The 15,841-nt window shown below is 64.9% G+C and carries 17 protein-coding genes; 11 read left to right on the top strand and 6 right to left on the bottom strand.

Annotation, left to right across the window (positions count from 1 at the left end; genetic code table 11):
* Positions 1–15: 15 nt before the first annotated feature.
* A complete protein-coding gene (locus AC2W7L_RS06060; RefSeq protein WP_025777490.1) occupies positions 16–201 on the bottom strand; it encodes a hypothetical protein in 186 nt (61 codons plus the stop codon).
* A gap of 189 nt (positions 202–390) precedes the next feature.
* Here AC2W7L_RS06060 and AC2W7L_RS06055 point away from each other — a divergent pair, with 189 nt between their 5' ends.
* The gene (locus AC2W7L_RS06055) at positions 391–648 is read left to right on the top strand and encodes a metal-sensitive transcriptional regulator (protein ID WP_051505072.1); all 258 of its coding nucleotides are present in this window, start codon (positions 391–393) and stop codon (positions 646–648) included.
* Between the two features lie 33 nt (positions 649–681).
* Here the strand turns inward: AC2W7L_RS06055 and AC2W7L_RS06050 are convergent, their stop codons facing one another.
* Together AC2W7L_RS06050 and AC2W7L_RS06045 are read right to left on the bottom strand one after the other, a co-directional pair.
* The gene (locus AC2W7L_RS06050; RefSeq protein ID WP_486003705.1) at positions 682–3,696 is read right to left on the bottom strand and encodes a DEAD/DEAH box helicase; all 3,015 of its coding nucleotides are present in this window, start codon (positions 3,694–3,696) and stop codon (positions 682–684) included.
* A gap of 12 nt (positions 3,697–3,708) precedes the next feature.
* Complete coding sequence (locus AC2W7L_RS06045; RefSeq protein WP_486003704.1) at positions 3,709–4,374, bottom strand: hypothetical protein; 666 nt, start codon at positions 4,372–4,374, stop codon at positions 3,709–3,711.
* A 446-nt stretch (positions 4,375–4,820) separates the two neighbouring features.
* Here AC2W7L_RS06045 and AC2W7L_RS06040 point away from each other — a divergent pair, with 446 nt between their 5' ends.
* Positions 4,821–5,231, top strand: a complete 411-nt coding sequence (locus AC2W7L_RS06040; protein WP_486003703.1) for a VOC family protein — start codon at positions 4,821–4,823, stop codon at positions 5,229–5,231.
* Positions 5,228–5,527 (top strand): biopolymer transporter Tol, encoded by a 300-nt coding sequence (locus AC2W7L_RS06035; protein ID WP_486003702.1) that lies wholly within the window; start codon positions 5,228–5,230, stop codon positions 5,525–5,527. The genes AC2W7L_RS06040 and AC2W7L_RS06035 overlap by 4 nt, the downstream gene beginning before the upstream one ends.
* Positions 5,528–5,594: 67 nt before the next feature.
* On the opposite strand, the gene AC2W7L_RS06030 is transcribed toward AC2W7L_RS06035, so the two are convergent.
* On the bottom strand, positions 5,595–6,059 hold the full coding sequence (locus AC2W7L_RS06030) for an SRPBCC family protein (protein WP_101555809.1): 465 nt from the start codon (positions 6,057–6,059) through the stop codon (positions 5,595–5,597).
* A 254-nt stretch (positions 6,060–6,313) separates the two neighbouring features.
* On the opposite strand from AC2W7L_RS06030, the gene AC2W7L_RS06025 reads away from it, so the two are divergent.
* The 7 genes from AC2W7L_RS06025 to AC2W7L_RS05995 all read left to right on the top strand — a co-directional run bounded on the left by AC2W7L_RS06025 (position 6,314) and on the right by AC2W7L_RS05995 (position 12,281).
* Positions 6,314–8,041: a carbon starvation CstA family protein gene (locus AC2W7L_RS06025; RefSeq protein WP_190246529.1), complete on the top strand. Its 1,728-nt coding sequence runs from the start codon at positions 6,314–6,316 to the stop codon at positions 8,039–8,041.
* A 4-nt stretch (positions 8,042–8,045) separates the two neighbouring features.
* A complete protein-coding gene (locus AC2W7L_RS06020) occupies positions 8,046–8,336 on the top strand; it encodes a cory-CC-star protein (protein WP_025777499.1) in 291 nt (96 codons plus the stop codon).
* On the top strand, positions 8,327–9,292 hold the full coding sequence (locus AC2W7L_RS06015) for an ArsA family ATPase (protein WP_486003701.1): 966 nt from the start codon (positions 8,327–8,329) through the stop codon (positions 9,290–9,292). The genes AC2W7L_RS06020 and AC2W7L_RS06015 overlap by 10 nt, the downstream gene beginning before the upstream one ends.
* A 142-nt stretch (positions 9,293–9,434) precedes the next feature.
* A complete protein-coding gene (locus AC2W7L_RS06010) occupies positions 9,435–10,220 on the top strand; it encodes a helix-turn-helix domain-containing protein (RefSeq protein WP_370036548.1) in 786 nt (261 codons plus the stop codon).
* A 190-nt stretch (positions 10,221–10,410) separates the two neighbouring features.
* Positions 10,411–11,073, top strand: coding sequence for a small multidrug efflux protein (locus tag AC2W7L_RS06005; RefSeq protein ID WP_486003700.1), 663 nt, complete (start codon positions 10,411–10,413; stop codon positions 11,071–11,073).
* Between the two features lie 60 nt (positions 11,074–11,133).
* Positions 11,134–11,556 (top strand): hypothetical protein, encoded by a 423-nt coding sequence (locus AC2W7L_RS06000; protein WP_181271353.1) that lies wholly within the window; start codon positions 11,134–11,136, stop codon positions 11,554–11,556.
* 74 nt (positions 11,557–11,630) lie between these two features.
* Positions 11,631–12,281: a homing endonuclease associated repeat-containing protein gene (locus AC2W7L_RS05995; RefSeq protein ID WP_486003699.1), complete on the top strand. Its 651-nt coding sequence runs from the start codon at positions 11,631–11,633 to the stop codon at positions 12,279–12,281.
* Positions 12,282–12,381: 100 nt separating this feature from the next.
* Here AC2W7L_RS05995 and AC2W7L_RS05990 read toward each other — a convergent pair whose 3' ends face one another.
* Together AC2W7L_RS05990 and AC2W7L_RS05985 are read right to left on the bottom strand one after the other, a co-directional pair.
* Positions 12,382–13,572, bottom strand: coding sequence for a pyridoxal phosphate-dependent aminotransferase (locus AC2W7L_RS05990; RefSeq protein ID WP_486003698.1), 1,191 nt, complete (start codon positions 13,570–13,572; stop codon positions 12,382–12,384).
* 59 nt (positions 13,573–13,631) lie between these two features.
* Positions 13,632–15,086 (bottom strand): NAD(P)/FAD-dependent oxidoreductase, encoded by a 1,455-nt coding sequence (locus AC2W7L_RS05985; RefSeq protein ID WP_486003697.1) that lies wholly within the window; start codon positions 15,084–15,086, stop codon positions 13,632–13,634.
* A 179-nt stretch (positions 15,087–15,265) separates the two neighbouring features.
* On the opposite strand from AC2W7L_RS05985, the gene AC2W7L_RS05980 reads away from it, so the two are divergent.
* A complete protein-coding gene (locus AC2W7L_RS05980; RefSeq protein ID WP_486003696.1) occupies positions 15,266–15,688 on the top strand; it encodes a cupin domain-containing protein in 423 nt (140 codons plus the stop codon).
* Positions 15,689–15,841 lie beyond the last annotated feature (153 nt).

Genomic DNA, 15,841 nt, shown 5'->3' with positions numbered 1-15,841 from the left:
TGGTCTGCCGCCGGGTCAGCGGCCGAAGAGGCGGGAGAAGAAGCCGGGCTTGGCCGCTCGGGCCGCATCCTCTTCGGCCTGGGTGTGCTTGCCGTTGCACCACTGGCCGGCCGGGACCGTGCTCTTCACCGACTGGATGTGTTGCCCGCATCCTGCCCACGTGGTCTTTCCGCACACTCGGCACGTCGCTGCTCGACACATAGCTGTCTCCTTCTTCGGCCATAGCGGGCCGGTTCGTCATCAATTCCATATACCCCAGGGGGTATGCAGTAAATATACCCTTAGGGGTATAGTTGATGTCAACATCGAGAACGTGAAAGGACGACGATGAGCGAACGCGACACGTCCCCGGCTGAGCCGGCGAACGCAGAGGGAGACCCGGGGGAGCGGATGCTCGCCGACCCTGCCGCGCAGAAGAAGATCCTCAATCGACTGCGTCGGGCGCAGGGACAGCTCGGCGCGGTGATCACCGCGGTCGAGGACGGAAGTCACTGCCGCGACGTCATCCATCAGCTCTCAGCGGTGTCGAAGGCCCTCGACCGGGCCGGATTCCTTATCATCTCGACGGCGCTGCGAGAATGCCTCGAGGACGACGAGGACGATGTGCGCACCGACGAGCTCGAGAAGCTCTTCCTTTCGATGGCCTGACGCAATTCCTGACGGGGCATTTGCCTACGGCCCTTACCCCTCGAGCAGCCCCTTGATGTCCGCGGCCGTCACGGTCTGGCTGAAGGCCTGACCGGACGGTCCGCGGCCCTCGAAGGTTCCGGCATCGGACATGAGGTCGTCGAAGAGTTCGGCCTTGCGCTTCTGCAGGGCGAGCACCTTCTCCTCGATCGTGCCCTCGGCGACATAGCGGTAGACCATGACATTCTTCGTCTGCCCGATCCGGTGCGCCCGGTCGATCGCCTGATTCTCCGAGGCGGGATTCCACCACGGATCCATGAGGAAGACATAGTCCGCCTCGGTGAGGTTGAGCCCGAACCCGCCGGCCTTGAGGCTGATGAGGAACACCGGCGCCTCACCGGACCGAAATGCGTCGACGACCGCCCCGCGGTTGCCTGTCGACCCGTCGAGGACGACATAGGGAATCCCGCGAGCGTCGAGGTCCGCGGCGACATTGGCCAGGAACGACGTGAACTGGCTGAACACGATCGACCGGTGGCCCTCGGCGATGACATCGTCGAGCCGTTCCAGGAGCGCCGCCAACTTCGACGACGGCACCTCAGTATGTTCGGCATCGACGATCGACGGATCGAGAGCGAGCATCCGCAGCAGCGTGAGTGACCGGAAGACGATGAACCGCTGTTTGTCGTATTCGCTGTCGATGAAGCCGAGGATCTTCTTCCGCTCCTTCTGCAGAATCCGATCGTAGAGTCTCCGGTGCGCCGAATTGAGCTCGACGGAGATGACCTGCTCCTGCTTCTCCGGCAGATCCGCGGCGACGAGGTCCTTCGTCCGACGCATCATGAATGGGCGGATCCTCCGCTGCAGCCTCTGCATCCGACCCGGGTTCTCACCCGATTCGATCGGTCGGACGTATTCCTCCTCGAACCGATGCGGTGACGGGAACAGTCCGGGTGCCGTGATCGAAAACAGCGACCACACGTCTTTGAGCGAGTTCTCCAACGGAGTCCCGGTCAGCGCGAGCCGGAACGGTGTGCGCACTTCCTTCGCCGCTAGGTGCGTCTGTGCGGTGGAGTTCTTCACGAACTGCGCCTCGTCGAGGATGAGGCCCGCCCACTCCATCCGCGAGATCGGGTCTTCCTCCAACCTCAACATGGCATACGACATGACGATGACATCGGCACCGCGAGCCACCTCGGCGAGGTCGACCCCGCGCGCCCGCGTCGACTCGGCCACGACGCGAACGTCGAGGTCAGGGGTGAACGCGGCGGCCTCCTTCACCCAGTTCGGGACCACTGAGGTGGGAGCGACGATGAGGAAGGGGGTGCTCGCTTTCGCGTGCTTGATGAGTGCGAGCGTCTGCAGGGTCTTACCCAAGCCCATGTCGTCGGCGAGGATCCCGCCGAGGCGGCACCGGTAGAGCAGTGCCAACCACCGGAACCCCTGTACCTGATACGGGCGCAGGGTGGCACCGCCCAGGTCGGGCACCTCGGTGGCGGGCAGGTGCTCGAGGTCGGCCAATGCGCGGACCGATTCCTGCCAGGTTACGGCGGGGTCTGACTCGTCGGCGAGGTCCTCGAAATCCGACCACAGGCCCACGTGCATCCGGGAGATCTTCGGTGCTCCGGGTTCCCATTCGGGAATGAGGTCCGCCTCGGCGAGGAGGGCTTTGAGCTTGTCGAAGATGGGCTTGTTCAGCGACAGGAACGAATCGTCGGAGAGCTTGATCTTCTTCGTCCCGGCCGCCAGCGCCTTGTACAGCTTGACGAAGGGGACGGGGCGGCCGTCGATGCTGATCTGGAAGCCGAGGTCGAACCAGTCGTTCTTCTCCGACTCGACCGAGGTGATCTTCACGTTCGGCTCCCCGCCGAGCTCCCGGTAGGGCTGCTTCTTCCCGCGCGTGATGACCTTGACGTGCTCGATCTCCTCGAGCCCGGGCATCACGTTGACGACGAAGTCGGCGGTGTCCGCGTCGTCGAGTTCGACGTCCTTGATGCCCGGCAGAGCGGAGCCGGTTTCGTGGGTGTCGGCAAGGAGTTTTTCGACCTCGGCGACGACGACATCTTCGAAGTCGAGTTCGCGTTGCTCCGCATATTCCCTCGCCGAGGCGGCGCTGAGCCTCAATCGGTCGATGACGGGGAAGGTGCGGCGGGGTCCCTGGTATTCCCAGTACCAGCGCAAGGAGAGTTTGTCGCCGGCGCCGAAGGCTGCGAAGACGACGAGGCGGGGGCGGCCATACTGCGGGAAGGCGACGGTGGCGTCGCTGCTGATGACCTCGGCGCTGGAGCGCAGCTGCGGGTAGTACTCCTCGAAGAACTCTTCGGCCTCGGCCGCGGGGATCGTGATCGGCCCGGGGGACTGGAGCACGGGCAGCGCGGATTCCTTCGTTGGGGTCTCCGTAGGGGCGAGGGTGACGGTGAAACCGCTGGTGACGTCGATGCCGAAGAAGCCGTGCGTCCAGATGGGTTTGATCAGTCCGGGGGCATATTCGCGTTCGTCGATGGTTGCCCGCGTCTGTACGTGGAGCCGGTTCTGGCTGCGGCGGATGTCGATGGCAGCTTTGGCGTTGTGACCGATGCGGATGGTCATGCCCTGATTGATGCCGACGAATTCGATTCCGAGCTTCGTGCCCTGCGTGAAGTGATCCCACAGCAGGGGAGTGCGGAAATCGCCGAGGTGGTACGGCGCCCCGTCGGGCGTGAAGTCTGTCTTCCCGCGGGTGCGCAGTCCCGCGAGTTGGGTGAACCATTCCTGGTGGGCCGGGTCGATGTCGAACTGCCGGGCCATGCGGTCGATGGTGCGCCAGGTCAGGGACTTCTTCACCCAGTTGCCGGACTCGCTGAGCATGAGCGGACGGATCGCCAGGCTGGGGTTCGCGCCCGGGGTGACGTCGTCCTTGTCGAGGAGGACGGAGTGCTGAGCTTCGAACCAAGTGCGGGGGATGACCTGAACGAGCTCGAATCCCAGCGCCACGGGCGTGTGCGAGTGCGGAGCCGCCTCGGCGAGTGGGGCGAAGGCATCACGCCAATCGGCGGGGAGTGCGGTGGGGGTCGGTCGATTTTCGGGCACGGAGACATCCTCTCACCGCTCACCGTCGTCAGTCGTCGTCCGGTCGTCCTCGTCTTGGGCATCTCCGTCTGGGGCGTCCGCTCGTGAGCTGCGGTCGAAGAGGACGATGAAGGTCGCGATCGCGAGCACGAGTCCGGAGGCGACGACGGCGATCGGTCCGAAGCGGAAGGGCAGCACCTCGTGGAGGAGGCCGCGCGCCGTCGACGTCGGATCCGCCAGCGTCGCAGCGGTGAAGATCGCGACGAGGACGGAGACGCCGAGAGCCGCGAGGCGATTCCACAGGCCGTCGACGTGGTGGGACAGGAGCCGGCCGGCCTTGATGATCCGTCCGGTGCGCAGAATCCGCAGGGCACCGATGAGGCGGATGAGGCGGAAGAGCTGCACGGGACCGAGGGCGAAGAGCACGCCGAGGATGATGAGGACGGTGAGTACGATGAGCCACAGGTGGCGGCGCAGCCACGCGACACGGTCCTCGGAGACGATGAAGAGGATGAGCGTCTCGCCCACGAGCACGAGCCCCGAGAGGAGATTGACGATGCGGCCGGCGGCGCTCCACGGCTCCGAGAGGAAGGAGATGAACACGGCGGGAATCGACACGAGTGCGGCGATGAGCACCGGCATGGCCAAACGGCTGCGCCAGCGGTCTTCGCGGGACGCAGGCGTCGGATGATCAGTCATGGCATTCCCAGGATACGGGCCTCGGTCGGAGTCAGGGGCGCGGAGTAGCCTGTGCCCTATGAATGAGAACAATGAGGTTCACACACAGTTCTTCGACTCCTACACCCGTGCCCTGATCGATCGGGAGGCGGCGGCGATCGCCGAGCACTACGCGATGCCGGCGCTCATCGAGTTCCCGGGACAGCGAATCCTGGTCACCGATGCGGGACAGACCCATGACTTCTTCGCACAAGCCGTCGGGCAGTACGACGGGGGATACCGCTGTCGAGGTGGCTGCATCGACCGCACACAGCATCTGGGCCGACGTCACTTGAACCTACCATGGAGGAGCCCCCGACGAGCGGAATATGTACCAGCTCGTGCGGACCGACGAGGGCTGGAAGATCGCCGTGCTCACCCCGCTGGAGTACTGATGAACCCTGCGAGACGGCCGAGGAGGACGCTGCATGCCTGAGTATCCGCAGCTGCTGCACACCGTCATCGACACGACAGAGCCGAGACGATCAGCCGAGTTCTACCGACTCCTGCTCGGCTACATCTATCGCCCTGGTGACGAGCCGTCGACAAGCGAGGTCGACGAAACAGACTGGTTGGTGCTCACCGACGCCCAGGGGCATCGGAAGCTGGCTTTTCAGCAGGTCGACCACTTCGAACACACCACTTGGCCGCGGCCCGATGTGCCGATGCAGATGCACCTTGACTTCACGGTGTCGGACCGGGATGCCCTCGAGCGCCAGCGTGAGCGTGCGGAGGACGTGGGTGCACGACTGCTGCTCGACCGCACCACCGATGACGACGAGCCGCTGTACGTCTTCGCCGATCCCTCCGGCCATCCGTTCTGCGTCTTCGTCGGATGAGCGTGGACGACTACACCGATGAGGAGAAGTGGCTGATCGTCACAGGGCGGAGGTGGCGACGAACCGATCCGGGCCTGGAACCGCGCGTGGTCGAGGAGCTCAAGAGCCACCTCGGTGCGGCACGAAACGCTGTCGGGAAAGCGAAGAAGGCGGGTGCGGAGGACGATCTGGCCGAAGCCCGGCGGCGGGTGAACGCCGCGAAGATCGGGCTCGGCGAACGTGGCGACTACTGGTGGGAGATGGCGATAGAGGATCGGCGTGCGCGCGCGGAAGCGGCCCTGAGCGAACTGCGGTGAGTTCGCTCAGGGCCGCCGGAAGCGAGCGGGCGCTCCGCAGGGTTGTCCAGCGGATGCCCTGCAACGTTCAGTCCTGCGAGACCGCTGCGGCGAGATTGCCGAGTGAGGACTCGAGGTCCTGTTCGCTGACGACGGGGAAGCTGATCTTCTTGAGCAGCTCCTTGTCGGTCACCGCACTCCAGTCGTAGGTGACAGAGACCTCGGTCGAGTGCCGACCCAGCGGCGTGAGTTCCCAGACCCACTCCCAGCCCGGAGGTTCTTCGCCTGCCGGCGCGGTCTTCCAGGCCAGCAGCTTGTTCTCCTCATAGCCGATGACGTGGTTGTCGGTCTTGTAGTCGCCGCCCATCTGATCCCACTGCATGTTCATGGTGAACTTCTGACCGGTCCTGGTGATGCGATCGCTCGTGTCATCGGAGACCACCATGCCCGAACCGTCGAGCTGCGCGTGACGCTCCGGATTGTTGAGGACGTCGAAGATGTCCTCGGGTGCCGCATCGATCGTTCTCGAAGCGCTGACTTTCGTATCGGTCATTGACTTCGCCTTTCGTTGACGGTCATCAGATCTCAGGGCTCCGGCACGGGAGACCGGTGCCCGGTCGCCACGCTATACCCTCTCCGGTGCGGCGGCTAGAGGGGTCGGCCGTGACGGATGCGCGGCCGGCAGGTCTCAATCCGGTGACGCCGAGGCGGAATTGACGGAGAGCTTCGAGCGCGCTGATAAAGTGCTGGGAAGAACTGCAGTGACGATGCGCAGAAGCATCGTTCGACTCCGAAGGGAGGGTCCTCATGGGCTCCCTGTTGATCATGATCATCGGGCTGGCGATGCTCATCGCCGGCTATCTCCTCTACTCGAAGTTCCTCGGGCGCAAGATCTTCAAGCTCGACGACTCCTTCACCACTCCGTCGCACGAACTCCACGACGGGGTCGACTACGTGCCCACGAACAAATACATCCTGTGGGGCCACCATTTCACCTCGGTGGCCGGAGCCGCGCCCATCGTCGGCCCGGCGATCGCCGTCATCTGGGGCTGGCTGCCCGCCCTGCTGTGGGTGACATTGGGTACCGTCTTCTTCGCAGGCATGCACGACTTCGGGACGCTCTGGGCCTCCGAACGCAATAAGGGACGGTCGATCGGAGCCCTGTCGGCGCGCTATATCGGCAAGCGCGGGGCGAACCTCTTCCTCATCGTCATCTTCCTGCTGCTGCTCATGGTCATCGCGGCCTTCGCCGTGGTCATCAAGGACCTGCTCATCAGCACCCCGTCTGCCGTGATCCCGGCCTGGGGTGCGATCGGCGTGGCGCTCATCGTCGGTGTCTGCGTCTACCGTCTGCGGGTGCCGCTCATCCCCGTCACCATCGTCGGCGTCATCCTGCTCTACGGCCTCATCGTGCTCGGCAACTATGTTCCGGTCGCCCTGCCCGATGACTTCCTCGGCGTGGGACCGGCGACCTTCTGGATCGTCGTGCTCTTCGTCTACGGAGCGATCGCCTCGCTGCTTCCGGTGTGGGTCCTGCTGCAGCCGCGCGACTACATCAACGGCGTGCAGCTGTTCATCGGACTCATCCTCCTCTTCGGCTCCGTGCTCACGGCGACTCTGTTCTCGGCGACGAAGCCCGAGATCGTCGCCCCCGCCATCAACACCGCAGTGCCGGAGGGCACCCCAAGCATGGTGCCGCTGCTGTTCGTCACGATCGCCTGCGGTGCGATCTCGGGGTTCCACGGCATGGTCGCCTCGGGGACGAGTTCGAAGCAGCTGGACAAGGAGACCGACGCCCGTTTCGTCGGCTACTTCGGGGCTGTCGGCGAAGGGCTGCTCGCCCTCGGCACCGTGCTGGCCATCATCGGCGGCATCAAGTCCACCGCAGCGTGGCACGAGATCTACTCGGCCTTCGGCGAAGGCGGAGTCGGGGCCTTCGTCCAGGGCGGCGGCGCCCTCATGGAGCACGGCCTCGGCCTGCCGGCATCGCTGTCGGCGACGGTGCTCGCGACCATGGCGGTGCTTTTCGCCGCGACGACGATGGACACAGGCATGCGTCTGCTGCGCTTCGTCATCCAAGAGGTCGGCGATGCCGTGAAGATCAAGATCACGAACGTCCCGGCCACGCTCCTCGTCGTCGTCATCGGCCTCGGCCTCACCTTCTCCCAGGGGCTCGGCGGAGAAGGCGGACTGCGGATCTGGCCGCTGTTCGGCACGACGAACCAGCTCATGGCATCCCTGTCGCTGTCGATCATCGCCGTCATCCTCATCCGCAAGCGGCGCAACCCGGCACCGGCCCTCGTGCCGCTCGTGTTCGTGTTCGTCATGTCGTTCTGGGCGGCCATCGAGCAGCTCGTCAGCTTCACCACGCCGGGAAATCAGGACTGGCTGCTCTTCGCCATCGACGTCGTCATCATCATCGCCAGCATCTGGGTGGCGATCGAAACGATCCAGGCGATGCGGCGAGCATGGGCGGAACCGCCCGAGGACCCGGACGCCGACGAGCGGCTCGTCGCGACCCGAGAGAACGTCTGAGCCGATGTCCCAGTCGCATTCCGGGAGCTCGGGTGGTCTCGGGCAGTGGTGGTCGTCGTTCCGGGACGGACTCGTCGAGTTCTATGTCGGCCCCTACCGGCAGACCCTCAAGCGCGAACAGCAGGCCGAGGACGACTTCTTCACCGTCGTCGTCCTCGGTGAGGCCCTCGGGGTGCCCGACCCGGCGGCCTACTACACGGCCGAGCTCATGCCCGCCCTGTGGGAGAACTTCCATGCCTGGCATCGCCGCATGGGGCTGCCCCGTTCGCCCCTGGACCACATCGCATGCTGCTAGACATCGCGCGCGACCACCGGTGCCTGTTCGTCGGCGGCAAGGGCGGGACAGGCAAGACGACCGTCTCCTCGGGGCTGGCCATGGCCCGGGCCGACGACGGCGGACGCGTCCTGCTCGTGTCCACGGATCCGGCGCACAACCTCGGCGACATCTGGGGACAGGAGCTCGCGGACGAACCTCGGCGGGTCCATACGGGTGAGCGTGGATTCGTCGATGCCCTCGAGGTCGACCCCGAAGCGACGATCGACGTGCACTTCGCCTCCGTCGAACGGATGATGACGCGGATGCTGCCCGAGAGCACTCACCGCGCGGCTCGGGCGCATCTGGCCTCGGCCAGGTCGGCTCCCGGCAGCCACGAGTCGGCGGTGCTCGAGCGGATCGCGACGATCCTCGCCGAGGCGGCCGACTACGACCTCGTCGTCGTCGACACGGCGCCGACCGGCCATACCCTGCACCTGCTGGCGCTGCCGGAGCGTCTGACCGATTGGGCGGAGACGCTGCTGTCCAACCGCGACCGGTCCGAGCGTTTCGCCGCCGCGGCCCGCCACCTGGTCAGCCCCAAGGAGGAGACGCCGACGCCGGATGCCGAACTCCGGCAGAGGCTGCAGGCTCGTCGCGATCGCTTCGCCGCGCTGAGACGGTCCATCTCCGACTCACGGCAGACCGGGTTCCTCATCGTCACGATCGCCGAACAGCTGCCGGTCGCCGAGACGCTCGGTCTCGTCACCGACCTCGGCGGAATCGGCATCGAACTGTCCGGGATCGTCGTCAATCGACGCTCACCGGCCGACGCCGGAGAGTTCCTCGCGGACCGACGACAGCGAGAAGATGAGCATGTGTCACGGCTGAGGTCCGCGGTGCCGACGGTTCCGATGACACAGTTGCCGCTGACCGCGACCGAACCCACCGGGGTCGGTGGGATCACCGGTCTCGCGGCTCTGCTCGCCGAGCGCTGAGCCCGGCGGGATCTGGACGCGGCGGTGGCCGTTCGCCCGTGTACCGAACGTGGCTGTTCCGATCCGGCTCCACCTGTGCGTCCGTTCCAACTAGACTGGAGCGCATCCGCGATCGACACGGCATCGGCGGAAGGACCTGACCGTGGGATGGAGCACGAGCGAATTGGCGCGTCTGACCGGAACCACGGTCAATACGATTCGGCATTATCACAAGCTCGGGCTGCTCACCGAGCCCGAACGGATGAGCAACGGATACAAACAGTACGGGGCTTCCCACCTGCTGCGACTCCATCAGATCCGGCGGATGCGCGAGCTCGGGATCCCGTTGGCTGATATCGGTGCGGTCGAAGACGATCACGAACAGCAGCAGCTCGCCCTCAAACAGCTCGAGTCCGACCTCGGTGAGCAGATCGCGGCCCTGGAAAAGGCACGCACCGAGGTGTCCCAGCTCCTCGAACACGGAGCGCCGATCGATACTGCTTCAGGCTTCATCGACATCGCCGCCCGGATGTCGAACTCCGACCGCGCACTGATGAACATCTATTCGACCCTGTACGAGGAATCGGCGCTCGCGGAGATGCGGTCCATCATGTCCGAGACCACACCGTACGACCAGGAAGTCGATGAGCTCGCCGAGGATGCCGACGACGCCACCCGCGCACGCTTGGCAGAGCAGATCGCTCCGAGTATGAAGCGACAGCTCGAAGCGAAACCCTGGCTCCTCGCGCCGACCGAGCGGATGACCGGGGACGTGAAGATGGGGCAGGCTGCGATCATCGGCTCGCTCAGAGAGCTCTACAACGACGCGCAGATCGACGTTATCCAGCGTGCCTTCATCTCTGTCTTCCCGACTCTCGAGATTCCGGACGAAGATCGCGAGCGGTTCATCGCTTTCATCAAGCACGTGGCCGCAGAGGAAGAGGGCTGAGAAAGAGGGCTGAAGAAGGCCGACGAGAAGAAGAGCTGAAGACAGTGACTGGGGAAGAGAGCTGAGGATTCGCTGGGTTCGACGATAAGGGCTTGACCCTGTTCTGAGAACACAGTCTGTACTGAACGTATCAACCATCAGACCCGGTTCATCCGAGCCGGGATCTGCCGATCACGTTCAGGAGGACACTATGAACCCCATCATCGAATTCTTCCAAGGTCTCGCCGCTCAGGTTCCGGATCTGCTTCAGCCGTTCATCATCGCCGCGGCAGGGGCGATCCCCTTCATCGAGGGTGAGATCTCCTCGATCATCGGCGTCTGGGCCGGAATGAACCCCGTGCTCGCCGGAATCGCCGGAGCAATCGGCAACTTCATCTGCGTCACCGTCATCGTGCTCCTCGGAGCCCGCGCCCGCCGCGCCGTCGTGAATCGTCAGAGCGAAAAGCGAGAGCTCGCGGCCGTGGGAGTCGGCGCAGGTGTCGGCTCCGGAGCGGTTGATGGTGCTGTGCCCGAGGCCGCTGCCACGCGGAATGGATCCGCCGACGTTCTCTCTCCGGATTCAGCGGCCGACGGCAATGCCGGTGACGCGGCGACGGAGGACCACCTCGGTGAAGGTGGGAAGCCTGAGTCCAAGGGCCGGGTCAAGTTCAAGAAGTTCCTCACTCGCTTCGGTGTTCCCGGTGCGAGCCTGCTCGGACCGCTGGCGATTCCCACCCAGATCACGTCGACGATCCTCGTCGGCGCTGGTGTGAAGACCTCGTGGATCCTGCTGTGGCAGGGCATCGCGATCATCGCCTGGACGACCCTGACCACGCTCATCGCCACCGGATCGCTCGCCCTGTTGGCCGGCTGAAGTCGCTGGATCGCGGCTCACAGGGCTCAGACTCAACATCGCAAGAAGAAAGGACGAATCATGCGCTCGCTGTATCGCCACCGGCTGGTCCTCACCCTCACTGGCCCGATTCTCATCGCTCTGGGACTGCCGCTGATCGTCCCGTTCGCCGCGACCCTGCTGGGCGAGACGATGCATCTGCAGATGCGATTGAGTCTGCCCGAATCGCTGCTCGCGACCTTGGGCATTCTCGTCGCGTGGTTCGTCATCTCACGGACGATCGACGTCGTCCTCAGCGGAAGCGACATCGGCGGCAAGATGACCGGGCGTCTGGTGTCGGCGGGTGCGTCGGTGCTCGTGCTCGGCGGAGGCTACCTGCTGATCACCGGTTCGATCCCATTGGCCGCGATCACTGCGGTCGTGATCAGCGGTCTGTTCTTCGCGTTGAATACGATGCTCGATGTTCGGGCGATGAAACCGACAGGATTCCGACGATCCAGCTGACCCAGCCCCGGTGCTGATCTCCACGGTGGCGGTGATCCTGAGCAGGGAACCATCTGAAACGTACAATGGACTGGATGTCTGATACCGGGAGAACCCACACCTCGTCGCTGGCCGTGCTCGGTGCGTTGCTGTTCATCACCGCCCGCAGCCTCGATTCCACCGGTACGCCGGGGATCCCCGCGAGTGCCGACCCGGCCAAGCTCAGCCCCACCGACCGAGAGACCCTCGCCGAGGTGGAGTCCGCGCTGACCGTCCAACTCGAGAATTCAGGGGCGTCTGTGACGTCCACTCTCGCCGAGGTGGCTGCGGCGGTTGCGTACGTCCGTGGCCGGGCGGAGGTCCCTAGTCTGACCGCGAGCCGGTACGACAAACTGCGCAAGTCGGTGCTCGACAGCCTCGGTGCGACCTCGGTGCAGGGGGCGACGATTTGGCCGCCGACCAGTCAAACCGCGGTGCAGAGGTTCGGGTCCTGGAACGAAGCGCTCAAGGCGGCGGGTCTGGCGACGAACAAGATCGGCCGAGCCAAGGGGCAGCTGCGCTTTGACTCGGATGCCTACGACAAGGCGATCGCCGAATTTCTCGCCGACTGCGAATCACGCGGGACCGCCGCGACCTACAAGGCTTACACCGAATACGCCGCCGAACATAAGGGCGAAGTGCCCTCTGCTGCAGCGGTGCGGAAGTTCTACGGAAGCTGGAATTCAGCGCTCGCCGCGGTGGAGTGAGGTGCGGATCAGCGACCGTGGATCTTCCCGTCGACTGCTCACGCTACGCGATGCGCGTTCGACGGTAACTTGAGCGGTCGGTGGCCCAACACTCCCGGCATCACCGCCCGGCGGCGAATGCCTCCAACCGGTCGCACGCCGTGCTGATGGTCTCGTCCGAGACCGCGAAGGTCAGACGCAGGTAGCCTTCGCCGGCCGGGCCGAAGGCCGAACCGGGGATCGTCGCGAGATTGTGCTGCTCGAGCAGCTGGGTCGCCAGTTCCCAAGAGTCCAATCCCCACTCGGACACATTCACCCAGGCATAGAATGTCGCCGCCGGCCGCAGCAGGCTCAAGCCCGCGATGGCGTTGACGCGCTCGACCATGAGCTCACGCCGCCTGGCATACGAAGCGACCATCTCATCGACCGCGATCTGCGGTCCCTCGATTGCGGCGACCGCTGCCTCCTGGACGAACCCGGGCAGACTCGAGGTCAGCCCCTCCTGCAGCAGTGCCATCGGCGCGATGAAATCTTGCGAGCCGATGACGAAACCGCACCGCCAGCCGGTCATGGCATAGGTCTTCGAGAAGCTGCCGATGGCCAGGAACCGATCGAACTCAGCCCCCACCTCGGCGGTGGATGGTTTCACCTCGGCGATAGAGGTGAAGACGGCATCGTCGAAGACCATCTCGTCATAGACCTCATCGGAGATGACGGTGAACCCATGCTCATCGGCCAGCGCAGCGATCTGCTCGAGGTCGGCCCGATCCATGACCGAACCCAAAGGGTTCGACGGACTGTTGATGATCACGGCCGCGGTCTTGTCCGTGATCGCAGTGCGGACATCCTCGGCGCGGAGTTTGAAATCGTTGTCCTCGGTGACGGGAACGGACACGGCAACGCCGCCGAGGCGGTGCACCTGACCCATGTAGTTGGGGAAGCTCGGGTCGGGGATGATGACCTCGTCACCCGGGCTGACGGTGACGTCGAGGGCGAAGGTGAGCGCCTCCATCGCGCCGAAGGAGACCATGACGTTCTCGGGCGTGATGCTGCGATTCCACCGATTCGAGTACTTCCGGGCGATCGCAGCCCGCAGTTCGGGGATGCCAGCGTTCGCGACGTAGCGGGTGTTGTCGTTCTCGATCGCGCGGATGCCGGCGGCCTTGATGTGCTCCGGAGTGGTGAAGTCCGGTTCGCCGACGGTGAGCTTCACAGCATCGGGGAAGTCAAGGGCGAGGTTGAACATCTTGCGGATGCTCGACGCCGGGTAGGAAGCGGCCATGGGGGAGATGCGGCTGTGCGAACTCGTCATGGATTCAGTCTGCCTCCTTCGCGTGGGCTGCGGCAGTGGTCGATCACTGCGTAAGACCATTACTCGTGCAACCCCGCCAGCCGGGATCCGAGTCGGGCGAGCAGGCTCGTCTTCTTCGCCCCTATCGCTGACTCCCACGCATCGGCAATGCCGAAGGTCTTGTACATCGACCGGATGCCCAACCACCGAATCGGTTCGGGCTCCCACTGCCCGGAGAAGTGGTCGTTCCACGGCAGCCCGGTCAAGGGCGTCGATGCCCCGGCAGCCCGATCGAGCAGGGTCTTCGCCGCCAGATGAGTCGCCGTCACCCCGTGCCCGGCGTAGCCGCGGGCCACTCCGATGCGCTGTGTCGGGTCGAAGAAGACACCGGCGCACCAGTCTCTGGTCACCCCGAGCGCACCGCGCCAGGCATGAGCAACCTCGAACTCGAGGTCGGGGAAGAGCGAGGTCAGGCGCCCGGAAAGGAGGTCGACCACCTCGGCGGGGACCTCACCGTCACCGGGCAGGCCCGACCGGAAAGCATAGGGCGCCCCACGGCCGCCGAGCGCGATCCGGCCATCAGCCGTGCGCTGGGCATAGATGAACGTGTGCGCCGTATCGCCGAGGCATTCGCGCCCCTCCCAGCCGATCGACGCCCACGCGTCGTCCGGCAGCGGCTCGGTCACGATCATCGACGAGAACACCGGGATGACCTGCCGTCCCTGCAGGCCCGGCAGGTCGCCGCCGACCGTGTCCGAATACCCCTCAAGACACACGAAGATCGTGTCCGCGCGCACCGGCCCGCGGTCCGTGGCGACCGAATTCTTTCGGATATGCCTCGCCGAGGTGGCCTCACAGATGGTTACGCCCTGTTCCCTGAGCACGTGGCCGAGTCCCCGGGTGAGCAGTGCGGGATCGATGGCGGCGGTACCGGGGAAGTAGAGGCTGCCGAGCGCTCCGTCGACGTTGATGCGGGCACGAGTCGCCTCGGCGTCGAGGAACTGCATGTCCTCGGGCCCATATCCGAATTGCTCATTGCCGGCCTCAAGGTCGCGCAGCCGGGACAGGCCGGCCTCCGTTTGAGCAATGTCGATATGGCCGCCGCGGATTTGGTGGGCATCGATGCTTTCAGCTTTGCAGACGGCGAGGACCTCGTCGATGGAGTCGAAGAGCGCGGACTGGAAGGCGCTGACGCTGGCCACGCCGTCGAGCCCGGCCGAGCCGACCGGCCCGGTGGGATCGTCCTTCCGGGCACGGTCGACCGCCTCGGCGAACTTGGTGCGGTTGCCCGGCAGCAGGGTTGAGAGCCATCCGCCGTTGCGGCCGGATGCACCGTAGCCGATGTGGCGGGCCTCGATGATCGTGATCGCCCACTCGGGGTGAGCCTGCCTGGCGTAATAGGCCGACCACAGGCCGGTCAGTCCGCCGCCGACGATGACGAGATCTTGTTTCTCGCGCGGCAGCGGTGCGGGGTCGACGTCGTCGGCGGGGGAGGCCGCCAGCCAGTGTGAGGCTTCACCATTGAAGTAGGACACGGATCATCTCCTGAACTCGAGGCGGACCATGTGGTCGCCTACGAAAACAGTTCTATCTCACGCTCAAGGTGAAGTAAATAGTTGCAACGGTTTGTATTGAGTGCTGAAACGAGCTCGGCTCTCTACTGATTTCTTCGTCATAGCGGGACGCAGATAGCTGTACTGATTACACTGTTCGCATGAGCGCAATGGAGCCGATCAACACCCGCGAATTTCCTCTCAGCCACGAGCCGATCGAGGAGTGGCAGACTATTCCGGCAGACTCGGCGGGGGAAGCCGGCACGGTTGGGTCGGTGGGGCAGGATAGGTCGGCCGCCTCGGCGGTGGAGCTGGTGACGACGGGATTCGCCGAACTCGGCACCATCGGGGGAGCCGACTTCGGCCTGTGGGAGATGAGCGCGGGATCGATGCGCGATATCGAAGGTCACGAGGTCTTCCTCGTCATCTCCGGGACCGGACGCGTCGAATTCGACGAACCCCTTCGTGACCCCATCGAACTGGTGCCGGGGTCGCTGGTCCGCCTCGATGCCGGGATGAAGACCCGCTGGCACATCGATGGGGCGCCGCTGCGGAAGCTGTACGTCGCGCCCAGCGAGGGGTGAGGGTTGCCGCAGGTCGTCAGTTCGCGTGCGTTTCGCAGGACGTCCACGATTCTTCGCAATCGCACGCTCGTCGGTGACTGACAATATGGCCTCCGGCACGGACATCGCTGACAACCCCTGGTCAGGTGCTCTATCGTGAGTGAACCGGTGCGC

It is taken from the genome of Brevibacterium sp. LAARM3_SD1, from assembly GCF_057364765.1.
This window is presented reverse-complemented; position numbering and strand designations above follow the sequence as displayed.

Bases quoted from the DNA above. Each gene is read 5' to 3' on its own strand.
- AC2W7L_RS06000 (WP_181271353.1), top strand. From the start codon at position 11,134: ATGCGCTCGCTGTATCGCCACCGGCTGGTCCTCACCCTCACTGGCCCG.
- AC2W7L_RS06060 (WP_025777490.1), bottom strand. From the start codon at position 201: ATGTGTCGAGCAGCGACGTGCCGAGTGTGCGGAAAGACCACGTGGGCA.
- AC2W7L_RS06005 (WP_486003700.1), top strand. From the start codon at position 10,411: ATGAACCCCATCATCGAATTCTTCCAAGGTCTCGCCGCTCAGGTTCCG.
- AC2W7L_RS06030 (WP_101555809.1), bottom strand. From the start codon at position 6,059: ATGACCGATACGAAAGTCAGCGCTTCGAGAACGATCGATGCGGCACCC.
- AC2W7L_RS06020 (WP_025777499.1), top strand. From the start codon at position 8,046: ATGTCCCAGTCGCATTCCGGGAGCTCGGGTGGTCTCGGGCAGTGGTGG.
- AC2W7L_RS06055 (WP_051505072.1), top strand. From the start codon at position 391: ATGCTCGCCGACCCTGCCGCGCAGAAGAAGATCCTCAATCGACTGCGT.
- AC2W7L_RS05995 (WP_486003699.1), top strand. From the start codon at position 11,631: ATGTCTGATACCGGGAGAACCCACACCTCGTCGCTGGCCGTGCTCGGT.
- AC2W7L_RS06025 (WP_190246529.1), top strand. From the start codon at position 6,314: ATGGGCTCCCTGTTGATCATGATCATCGGGCTGGCGATGCTCATCGCC.
- AC2W7L_RS06015 (WP_486003701.1), top strand. From the start codon at position 8,327: ATGCTGCTAGACATCGCGCGCGACCACCGGTGCCTGTTCGTCGGCGGC.
- AC2W7L_RS06045 (WP_486003704.1), bottom strand. From the start codon at position 4,374: ATGACTGATCATCCGACGCCTGCGTCCCGCGAAGACCGCTGGCGCAGC.
- AC2W7L_RS05980 (WP_486003696.1), top strand. From the start codon at position 15,266: ATGAGCGCAATGGAGCCGATCAACACCCGCGAATTTCCTCTCAGCCAC.
- AC2W7L_RS06040 (WP_486003703.1), top strand. From the start codon at position 4,821: ATGCCTGAGTATCCGCAGCTGCTGCACACCGTCATCGACACGACAGAG.
- AC2W7L_RS05990 (WP_486003698.1), bottom strand. From the start codon at position 13,572: ATGACGAGTTCGCACAGCCGCATCTCCCCCATGGCCGCTTCCTACCCG.
- AC2W7L_RS06035 (WP_486003702.1), top strand. From the start codon at position 5,228: ATGAGCGTGGACGACTACACCGATGAGGAGAAGTGGCTGATCGTCACA.